Below are 9664 nucleotides of genomic sequence, written 5' to 3'. Positions count from 1 at the left end.
GACAAGCGCGCTGTTCAACGCCTGCGGCGTTAGTCCGAGTCCGGGCACCACTATTTAAAGAACCCGCCCAAAAGGCGGTTTTTTGCTTTTCTGCGGCCGGACTCTTCATCGAACTGCGTTCGATTATTCGCCGCAATGCGGCTCACCCCTTCGGGGCCAGCGCGACAAGCGCGCTGTTCAACGTCGACTGCATACCGTAGGCCTGATAAGCGCAGCGCCATCAGGCATTCAATGTCCATCGCTTATGGTATTCTCTAATTATCTCACTTCATCCGACGATATTGACAGCCTTTCCTCTACCCTGAACACGGTTTGTACATGACAAAAATGAACCTGAATGAACTTAACAGCTTTATCACGGTTTACTTCGGGCAGGATTATGACCTTATCGATGATAGTGATGAGATCGCCCCCAAAATTGACGCATTTATCGCCGATAGTCATCTCGCCATGAAGTATGGTCTTATCGCAGACATTGACCTTCTGCTGAAAGAAGCAGATAACCCGGAAGAGGAATTCAGGATGCGCTATGGTTCAGACTTTGACCCTCACCTGTGGGGAACAGATGCCCTTAGCTTCCTGAAACGGGTAAGAGATAGAATTAGTCATTCCCTGAATGAGGCGGAGCCGACAGGCCATCAGTAACCCGCGGCTTCCTCACCACACTATCGGTTTGGTCTGATTCAGCAAGATGTCGCTGAAAACGCTAGCGCCGCGTCGCTTTCTTCTTAGCGGGAAGGCGGAACACTTCCCCATTCGGCTTGGCAATTCCCATACGGTACTGCGTTTCTCTGGCTGCCTTGTGGATGTCAGCAAACTCTTCTTTACGCGCCGGCGGCAGCTTCGCTTTTTTCAGGCATTTATTGCGGTGCATCCTAATCCATTCACGGTCGTTATCATCGACGCACGTCTGCATCACATCCACCCAGCGCGAAGCGGCCCGACGGTACAATCCACGGGCTTCCAGAGACTCGGCAATACTGTCCTTGATCATTCGATAATTTCTCTCACATATGCTAGCTAATTTGCGTATATAAATATAACCACGCCATCCGAAGAAATAATGAAAGAAAACCCCGATAATTTGATCCACGATAAATCTATGCCAGCTCAATATTGAGGACATTTATAATATTAATTGCTGTGTGCATTAAAACTGCCGAAGCAGTAAGTACTTCCAAAGAGCATTTTTATCATATACCGCGGATTATCATCTGAGTTATTCCTGAACTACGGTTATACCTATCAATGATTGATTAAATTAACATAATACCGTTGTTGAGTAGCTTGTAGTAGATACCTTACTCTGTATTCATTTCCCTTTTTATCGCTTCTGCGCGGGACACTCCAGCAGTCTATTTTTAAAGATAAACAAACAGGCCTCATTAAAGTTGGCCAGTCCCAGACGTTCATAAAGCTCAATGCGTTTACGATACAGGCTTTTCACTGAAGTATTAAGCACCCCGGCAATTTGATCCATGGTCATTCCGGCCCTGAGCAAAGTCAACGTCATATGTTCCTGTGGTTTCAGGCTGAAATTCTTGAGCCATTCTCGGGTCAGCCGCTTACTCTTCACATCAAGAAACAGGCTAAATAAATTAGCCATATCCGTAGGCGTCAAAGACATGTTGAGAAACCACTTTAAGCTCAGCAAATGCTCTTCCCGATGGCGCATATCAAGCATAATACAGCAGATACGTTTACCCGCTTCCGCTGCGCCAGGAATAAGATAATCATAAAAACAAAGCGGCGCCCGACTATCCACCAGCACCGAAAACTCCTCGGCATCACTCTCAAAAAGCTTATGCTCAATCGAATGTAACTGGATGATATCTGGAAAGAAAATCCTTACCCCTTCAAAGAGATAGTGATCCTGAGTAACTAAAAACATTGTCGTTGCCACAAATCATCCCTTTAACAATAAAGCAACAAAACCCCTCCAGGGAGAATATGCACAGCGCCTGGTGGCGTGCTGACTATGGCGAGCAAAATAAAGCATGTGTTTGTCGTTTTAGTAAACCTCCAACCTCTCCATCTATAGTGAATGCTCCACTCCACGACTCTTACGTCATTTCCTAATTATCTGCCCTTCGGCTAATTATAAATAAAAAACTCGCACAAAAAAGAAGCTTTTCCACTATTGAGAATTTTTGTCAAAAATCGTCTTAAATATCTACAGCAACAGCCTAACATTATGCATGGAAAAGCAAACCAAAAACATTAAAACAGAATTTCGGACGCACTTTAACTTTTTCCAATTCAGTTAGTTATGCGTAACATCAGACAATTAATTATTGTATAAAAGGACAATTTCCAGATTTATCTTAAAACCACAGGTCTATTATTTGACATATTTTCAGGCAAACATATCAGGTGTACATTAATCGCCACCCCGTTATCGCGAGGAGATATTTTATTACCTTAAATAAGTAATCGCAGCCGCGTACCGTCAGGTAAAAACTCATTACCCCATCCTTTTGCATTCAGCTAAAAGGCCGACGTGTTGTGCAATGGATTCTTGATGGACATATGGTAAATAGTTATGGGAAGATCAACTCGTTTCAATAAGTTATTCTTTTATCGCCGCACGACATTCTCGCTTTCAATTAGTTTATTGTTGTTAACGCCTATTCTGGCTCAGGGGGCTGAGTCGATATATGAACAGCATGTACTACAGGCGCGTGAAGGTAATTACTCTCCTTTTCTCGATTATCTTCAGCAGTATCAGCAACAACATGCCTTGACGCCTGAGCAAGTCGCCGACTGGCTACAAATTGCCTCCTGGGCTGGACGTGATGAAGAAGTTATCCAGGTCTGGCAGCGTTATCAGGTTTATATGGCGCTACCGGCACGCGGTACGGCGGCAGCGGCGCAGGCTTACCGTAATCAAAAACGGTGGTCTTCGGCGCTGGCGCTTTGGGATCAAGCGCTCAGCCAACAGCCGAAGAACGACGATTATCTTATTGGCCGGATTAAAACGCTGGCCGATGCGCGCCATGACGGGCAGGCGCTAAGTGAAGCCCGCCGCTTAGTCGCCACCACACCCAGCGCCGCTCACCTGCAGACGCTCTCCTACGTCTATTTACGTCAGGGAAAAAGCTGGGACCAGCTACTCACCGATATGCGCGCGCAGGAGCTCGCGCCGCAAAACAGAGAGACGCTCAATAGCCTGATTGAAAGCCTGAGCAGCAATCGCATCAATTCGCCTGCGCTGCAATGGTCAGCCAAAACCACCTTAACGCCCGCACAGCAGCGAAAGCTGGAAATGGACGCAGCGGCGGAGTGGGTACGGCTGGCGGACACCCCTGCCCGCGGTGAACGGGAGCGCTTTCGCCTGGCGCAAATGGCGCTCAACCGCTACGACGCGCTGTTCGCCCGCTGGCGTCAGGATCCGCAGGCCGCAGAGGATCTTGCCCGCGCGCGTATTGACCGCCTCGGCGCGCTATACACCCGCGGCTATTACACTCAGGTCATCAGTGAATATCAGTCGCTGACCGCCGCTCAGCAGCCCGTTCCTGACTGGGCCATCGGCTGGGTTATCTCCTCTTATCTTGCGCAACAGAACGTCGGGGCCGCGCAGGCGATCGCCCGCCAACATCCCCTTTATCGCCCTGATCCGCAAGATGATCAGCATGAGTTATTTTACGCGCTGCTGGACAGCGGCCAGTATCAGGCCGCCCGCGACTATCTCGCCAAAGTGACTAACGGTGTTCCCTACACCCGCCGCCTTTACGGCTCGCCGACGCCGCAGCCAAACGACCCGTGGCTGAACGCCCAATCGCTGAAGGTACAGTATTTACTGAGTACTAACGCATTGCCGGAAGCCGAGCGTCTCTCCCGCCGACTGGCCGCTACCGCGCCCGGTAATCAGGGGCTGCGCATTGACTACGCGGCGATACTGCAGGCGCGCGGTTTACCCCGCGCCGCCGAACGGGAACTGAAAGCGGCGGAAGCGTTGGAGCCGTCGAATATTCCCCTCGAACGCCAGCAGGCCTACGTGGCGATGGATCTTCAGGAGTGGCGGCAGATGGAGCTATTAACCGATGACCTGCTGGCGCGCAGCCCTGAAGACCTGAGCACGCAAAAATTAGCTCGCGCTCGCGAGGTGCACCATATGTCGGAATTGCGTCTCAACAGTACTCAGGGGATCCACTCGGATAACCCGGTCAGCGGTAGCCACGACTTTAGCTGGGATGCAGCGATTTACGGCCCGCCAATCGCTGATAACTGGCGGCTTTTCGCCGGTAATCGCTTCGCCAAAGGGAATTTTGATGAAGGAAAAGGCTCCAGCCGCCAGCTCTTTGGCGGCATCGAATGGCGCCCGCGTGATGCCTGGGCTGAACTGGAAATCTCCAACAACAATTTTGCCGGCGACGACAAACCCGGTGCCCGGCTTTCCGCCTGGCAAAGTTTCAACGATCGCTGGCAGATTGGCGGCGAGGTCGAACGCCTGTCGCGCCAGACGCCGCTGCGCGCGCTGCGCAATGGTATCAGCGCCAACCGCGGCGAGGGATGGGTTCGCTGGTATCAAAACGAGCGACGCGAATATCGCTTTAGCGCCGCCGCCAGCCGCTTCTCCGACCACAACCGTCGTCAGGAATACACCTTCACCGGCAAAGAGCGGCTCTGGCAATCGCCAACCATCACGCTCGATCTGGAACCTGGGCTTTCCGCCAGCGCCAACAGCCGGACGGATACCCTGTACTACAACCCGAAACGCGACTTCGCCGCCACCTCGGCGCTGGTCGCCGATCACGTCATGTATCAGCACTACGATACCGTCTGGAGCCAGCAGCTTGCGGCAGGCGGCGGCGCCTACTGGCAAAAAGCATATTCGGCCGGCGCTATCGCCATGCTCGGCTACGGCCAGCGTATTCGCTGGAACAACGTGATCGACACCGGCGTGATGCTGAACTGGGACAAGCGCCCTTACGACGGCAAACGCGAAAGCAATCTCTCCATTGCCCTTGATGCGAATTTACGGTTTTAAGGATAAACATGGTCAACAAAAGTATCCGCATCAGCCTGATGGTTATCGGCTGGCTCCTGATGACCTGCGCGCTTCGCGCAGAGACGATTCCTTTTCTGCCGCCGGACGCGCGGCCGCAACCGGAGGCGAATAAGCCCTGGCCGCATAATAAGTTTTTGGTACTGGCCTATCACGATGTAGAAGACGATGCCGCCGATCAGCGCTATCTGGCGGTGCGTACCAGCGCGCTCAACGATCAAATCGGCTGGCTGCTGCACAATGGTTATAAGGCCATCAGCGTGCAAAATATTCTCGACGCCAACGCGGGGTTAATCACACTGCCGCCGAAGGCATTTCTGCTGAGTTTCGATGATGGCTACAGCAGTTTTTACACCCGGGTCTGGCCGCTGTTAAAAGCCTGGAACGTCCCGGCACTGTGGGCGCCGGTAGGCAGTTGGGTCGATACGCCGGAGCAGAAAAAAGTCGATTTCGGCGGTCTGATGACCCCGCGCGAACGTTTCGCCACCTGGGAGATGGTGCGCGAGCTCGCGCAATCACCGCTGGTTGAAATCGGCGCGCATACCTGGGCTTCGCACTATGGTATTCAGGCCAATCCACAGGGTAGCCGCGAACCGGCGGTTGCCAACCGCTTTTATGATAAGGCCAGTGGGCGCTACGAAAGCGACCAGCAGTTTCACCAGCGCATCGATACCGACGTGCGCAAAGTGAGCGACAAAATCGCCGACGTCACCGGCAAAGCGCCGCGCGCCTGGGTATGGCCCTACGGCGCGGCCAACGGCACATCGCTGGCTATTGCCAAAAATCGCGGCTATCAACTGGCGTTTACCCTAGGCGATGGTCTGGGCGACGTGCGCGATCTGGATAACATTCCCCGTCTGCTTATCTCCGGTAACCCGTCGATCAAGGCCTTCGCCAGCCAGGTGACGCAAATCCAGGAGCGTGAACCGGTTCGGGTGATGCACGTCGATCTCGATTATGTCTACGATAAAGACCCGGCTCAGCAGCGCAAAAATATCGATAAGCTGATCCAGCGCGTCTATGACATGAAAATCACTCACGTTTTCCTACAGGCCTTTTCCGATCCGCTCGGCGACGGCACGGTGAAAGCGCTCTACTTCCCCAACCGCCGCCTGCCGATGCGCGCCGATCTGTTTAATTTCGTCGCCTGGCAATTGCAGACGCGCGGCGGCGCCAAAGTGTATGCGTGGATGCCAGTGCTGGCGTTCGATCTGGACGGTTCGCTACCGCGCGTACAGCGCTGGGATACACAAAGCAACACGCTGCGCCAGGCTACTCACCCCTATGTACGTCTGTCGCCATGGAATAGCCAGGTGCGCGATGAGATCCGCGATATTTATCAGGACCTTGCCCGCTACGCGACCTTTGACGGCGTGCTGTTCCACGACGACGCGGTACTGACGGATTACGAAGATGCCGGCGCCGGGGCGATGGCTGCCTGGCGTGCGGCGGGCCATCGGGAGGATATCGCGCAGATCCGCCAAAACCCCGCCACGCTGCACGCCTGGACGCGATTTAAAAGTCAGACGCTTATCGACTTCACCCGCACGCTCAGCCAGAGCGTGAAAGCGATTCGCGGCCCGCAGGTGAGAACCGCGCGCAATATCTTCGCCCTGCCGATCCTGCAACCGGAAAGCGAGGCCTGGTTCGCGCAGAATCTGGATGATTTTCTGGCGGCCTACGACTGGACGGTGCCGATGGCGATGCCGCTGATGGAATCCGTTCCGGTTGCGGAAAGCGATGCGTGGCTGGCGCGTCTGGTGCGCGCCATCAGCGCCAGGCCGGGCGCACTGAAGAAAACCATTTTTGAGCTACAGGCTAAAGACTGGAGTCTCCCGCAGCAAAACGCCATCCCTGACCAACAGCTGGTCGACTGGATGCGGACATTACAGCTCAACGGCGTCAACAATTACGGCTACTACCCCGACGATTTTCTTAATAATCAGCCTGATATCTCAAAAATCAGGCCCCTGTTTTCATCGTACTGGTATCCCAACAATGACTGATCGCATTATCGCATTTTCGATTTTATGCCTGGTTTTCGGGCTACCGCTGGGCGTGGCCGCCGTTTTCACCGGCGAGTTGATACTGGATTTCGTCTTCTTCTGGCCGCTGTTTATGTCGGTGCTGTGGATAACCGGCGGGCTCTACTTCTGGTTTCAACTGGAACGCCACTGGCCGTGGGGTAAAGAGACGCCGCCGCCGAAACTCGACGGCGATCCGCTGATCTCTATTTTGATTCCCTGCTTTAACGAGGAGAGAAATGCCCGCGAGACCATCGAAGCCGCGCTGGCTCAGCGCTATCGCAACATTGAGGTGATCGCCATCAACGACGGCTCCTCCGACGATACCGCCAGGGTGCTGAATCAACTGGCGGAAGAGTACGACCTGCTGCGGGTGATTCATCTAGCCGAAAATCAGGGGAAAGCGGTAGCGCTGAAAGCCGGCGCTGCCGCCGCGCGTGGGGACTTGCTGGTGTGCATCGACGGCGATGCCCTGCTCGACCGTGATACCGCCGCCTACCTGGTAGCGCCGCTGATTCAGTATCCCCACGTCGGCGCGGTGACCGGCAACCCGCGAATTCGTACCCGCTCGACGCTGATTGGCCGCATTCAGGTCGGCGAATTCTCTTCGATAATCGGGCTGATTAAGCGCACCCAGCGTATTTACGGCCGGGTGTTTACCGTCTCCGGTGTGATTGCCGCTTTTCGTCGCCAGGCGCTGGCGGACGTCGGCTACTGGAGCCCGGATATGATCACCGAAGATATCGATATCAGTTGGAAGCTGCAGCTACGCCATTGGGCGATTTTCTTCGAGCCGCGAGCGCTGTGCTGGATCCTGATGCCGGAGACGCTGAAGGGGCTGTGGAAACAGCGGTTACGCTGGGCGCAAGGCGGCGCCGAGGTTTTTCTGGTCAATCTGCGCCGCCTGTTTCGCTGGGAGCATCACCGGATGTGGCCGCTGTTTCTCGAATATGCCCTCTCCACGCTGTGGGCCTTCGCCTATGCGGTCACCATTTTGCTGTTCATCGCCAGCCATTTTGCCCCGCTGCCGGAGAATCTGACCGTCCGCAGCCTTTTTCCGCCGGAATTTACCGGGCTGCTGCTGGGGGTGATGTGTCTGCTGCAGTTTATCGCCAGTCTGTACATCGAACGGCGCTATGAACGCGGCGTCGCCGGCTCGCTGTTCTGGGTGATCTGGTTTCCGATGGTGTACTGGATGATTGGCCTGTTAACCACCATCGTTGCCTTCCCCAAAGTCATGTTGAAACGTAAACGCGCCAGGGCTCGCTGGGTCAGCCCCGATAGAGGTAAAGGAAGAATGTCATGAACGAACAAACCCTGATCTTAACCGAGCATCGCGTGTTGCCGCGCATCTTTGACGGCGTATTAACCGCTATCGCGTGGGCCGGCTTCGCCTTTTTTCTGTATGCCAATTTGCTGATGCAGTTTACCCAGCACGGTAACGACAGCTGGGACGCGATTATGGCGTCGTTTAATACCGTACTGGTCTATTTACTGGTGGCGGCAATTAACGGCTGGCTGCTGATTTTGTGGTATCAGTACAATCTACGCCGTTATAACGCCCGGCGACACGGCAGCATGGCCTCGCTGCGCCATGAAGAGCTAGCGGAGAGCTTTAATATCGCACCGCAAATCATTTCCGAGATGAGCCAATATAACCTGCTGACGGTATATCACGACCAGATTGGCAGAATCATTGATTTAAAAATCAATCAGAGCGAGGAAGACGAACGCTAACGGAACCACAAAAAAGGCCGCATCGCTTGCGGCCTTTGTGCTTACGGGGCGGTGAAATTAGTTACCGCCGGCTTTCTTAATCGCCGCATCCAGCGAGGCTTTGTCAGCCAGTCCCGGGAAGACGGTAATGGTCGCTTCGGTTGCGCCAGTTGTCGGCATGACAATCACGCCAGGCGTACCGCTTAAGCCAATCTCCTGCGCCAGCTGGTTAATGTTTTCCAGCACCGGTTCGACGTCCGCCGCTTTTTTGGCGTCAAAGTTCACCTTCTTCGCCTGCTGCTGGATGTCCGCCGCCGTCAGTTTGCCTTCGTTATGCCCGGTGGCGTAAACGCCGTTGTGGTAAGTCAGATAGGCTTCTGCCCCTTTCTGCTGATAAATCTGCAGGCCGGTTTTCGCCGCATCCAGCGAAGTTGCCCAGCGGCTGCCGAAAATCGGCCACTCTTTGAAGGCAAAACGGGTTTGCGGATGGTCTTTAATCACCTGCTCCATAACCGGCGCGAGGCGGCTACAGTAGATGCATTGATAATCGAAGAACTCGATAACGGTGACTTTACCGTTAGCCGGGCCGTAGGTTGGCGTGGCCTTATCCTGCGTCAGCTTGTCGGCATTCTTGATTACCGCCTGGGTAGCGGCGCTGGCCTGCTGCTCCGCCTGAATTTGCTGCAGCTTTTGGCTGGCCTGCAATAGCACTTCCGGATGGGCGACCAGGTAATCAGCGGCGATTTTGCCGATACGCGCTTCCTGCTCCGCGGTGAACGTCGCGGCCGGCGCGTCAGCGGCGCTGGCCAGCGCCGGCAGCAGGGAAGCGCCCGCCAGGGCGAGAATAAGTAGATTCTTGATGCCAGACATATTGAAAAGTCCTTACGAAAAGTAGACGGCAGGTGAGCCTAATCGG

At 54.4% G+C, this 9664-nt stretch carries 9 protein-coding genes; 6 read left to right on the top strand and 3 right to left on the bottom strand.

The window, feature by feature from the left end; genetic code table 11:
- A partial coding sequence (locus PGQ95_RS20290; protein WP_430919157.1) for a hypothetical protein occupies positions 1–200 on the top strand: 200 nt, incomplete at its 5' end.
- A 118-nt stretch (positions 201–318) separates the two neighbouring features.
- Positions 319–645 (top strand): contact-dependent growth inhibition system immunity protein, encoded by a 327-nt coding sequence (locus PGQ95_RS20285; protein WP_087859251.1) that lies wholly within the window; start codon positions 319–321, stop codon positions 643–645.
- A gap of 61 nt (positions 646–706) precedes the next feature.
- Here PGQ95_RS20285 and PGQ95_RS20280 read toward each other — a convergent pair whose 3' ends face one another.
- Positions 707–994 carry a PerC family transcriptional regulator gene (locus tag PGQ95_RS20280; protein ID WP_020079839.1) on the bottom strand — a complete coding sequence of 96 codons (288 nt, stop codon included), beginning with the start codon at positions 992–994 and terminating at the stop codon, positions 707–709.
- 330 nt (positions 995–1324) lie between these two features.
- Positions 1325–1891: a helix-turn-helix transcriptional regulator gene (locus PGQ95_RS20275; RefSeq protein ID WP_020079840.1), complete on the bottom strand. Its 567-nt coding sequence runs from the start codon at positions 1889–1891 to the stop codon at positions 1325–1327.
- Between the two features lie 651 nt (positions 1892–2542).
- On the opposite strand from PGQ95_RS20275, the gene pgaA reads away from it, so the two are divergent.
- Genes pgaA through pgaD form a run of 4 tightly spaced genes read left to right on the top strand, consistent with a single transcriptional unit; the run spans position 2543 to position 8769 of the window.
- Complete coding sequence (gene pgaA / locus PGQ95_RS20270; protein ID WP_430919155.1) at positions 2543–4990, top strand: poly-beta-1,6 N-acetyl-D-glucosamine export porin PgaA; 2448 nt, start codon at positions 2543–2545, stop codon at positions 4988–4990.
- Between the two features lie 38 nt (positions 4991–5028).
- The gene (gene pgaB, locus PGQ95_RS20265; protein ID WP_430919161.1) at positions 5029–7014 is read left to right on the top strand and encodes a poly-beta-1,6-N-acetyl-D-glucosamine N-deacetylase PgaB; all 1986 of its coding nucleotides are present in this window, start codon (positions 5029–5031) and stop codon (positions 7012–7014) included.
- The gene (gene pgaC, locus PGQ95_RS20260; RefSeq protein ID WP_308958323.1) at positions 7007–8338 is read left to right on the top strand and encodes a poly-beta-1,6-N-acetyl-D-glucosamine synthase; all 1332 of its coding nucleotides are present in this window, start codon (positions 7007–7009) and stop codon (positions 8336–8338) included. The genes pgaB and pgaC overlap by 8 nt, the downstream gene beginning before the upstream one ends.
- Entirely contained in the window at positions 8335–8769 is a 435-nt protein-coding gene (gene pgaD / locus PGQ95_RS20255) for a poly-beta-1,6-N-acetyl-D-glucosamine biosynthesis protein PgaD (RefSeq protein ID WP_087859247.1), read from the top strand. Before pgaC ends, pgaD begins: the two co-directional genes overlap by 4 nt.
- Positions 8770–8826: 57 nt before the next feature.
- Here pgaD and PGQ95_RS20250 read toward each other — a convergent pair whose 3' ends face one another.
- Complete coding sequence (locus tag PGQ95_RS20250) at positions 8827–9618, bottom strand: DsbA family protein (RefSeq protein ID WP_213795074.1); 792 nt, start codon at positions 9616–9618, stop codon at positions 8827–8829.
- Between the last annotated feature and the right edge of the window lie 46 nt (positions 9619–9664).

It is taken from the genome of Klebsiella sp. 141240, assembly GCF_050600805.1.
Taxonomy (GTDB): Bacteria; Pseudomonadota; Gammaproteobacteria; order Enterobacterales; family Enterobacteriaceae; genus Klebsiella; species Klebsiella aerogenes.
The sequence above is the reverse complement of the archived record's forward strand: the minus strand, read 5'-3'. Positions and strand labels throughout refer to the sequence as shown.

Coding starts and splice junctions, on each gene's coding strand:
- PGQ95_RS20280 (WP_020079839.1), bottom strand. CDS start 994: ATGATCAAGGACAGTATTGCCGAGTCTCTGGAAGCCCGTGGATTGTAC.
- PGQ95_RS20250 (WP_213795074.1), bottom strand. CDS start 9,618: ATGTCTGGCATCAAGAATCTACTTATTCTCGCCCTGGCGGGCGCTTCC.
- PGQ95_RS20285 (WP_087859251.1), top strand. CDS start 319: ATGACAAAAATGAACCTGAATGAACTTAACAGCTTTATCACGGTTTAC.
- pgaC (WP_308958323.1), top strand. CDS start 7,007: ATGACTGATCGCATTATCGCATTTTCGATTTTATGCCTGGTTTTCGGG.
- PGQ95_RS20275 (WP_020079840.1), bottom strand. CDS start 1,891: ATGTTTTTAGTTACTCAGGATCACTATCTCTTTGAAGGGGTAAGGATT.
- pgaA (WP_430919155.1), top strand. CDS start 2,543: ATGGGAAGATCAACTCGTTTCAATAAGTTATTCTTTTATCGCCGCACG.
- pgaB (WP_430919161.1), top strand. CDS start 5,029: ATGGTTATCGGCTGGCTCCTGATGACCTGCGCGCTTCGCGCAGAGACG.
- pgaD (WP_087859247.1), top strand. CDS start 8,335: ATGAACGAACAAACCCTGATCTTAACCGAGCATCGCGTGTTGCCGCGC.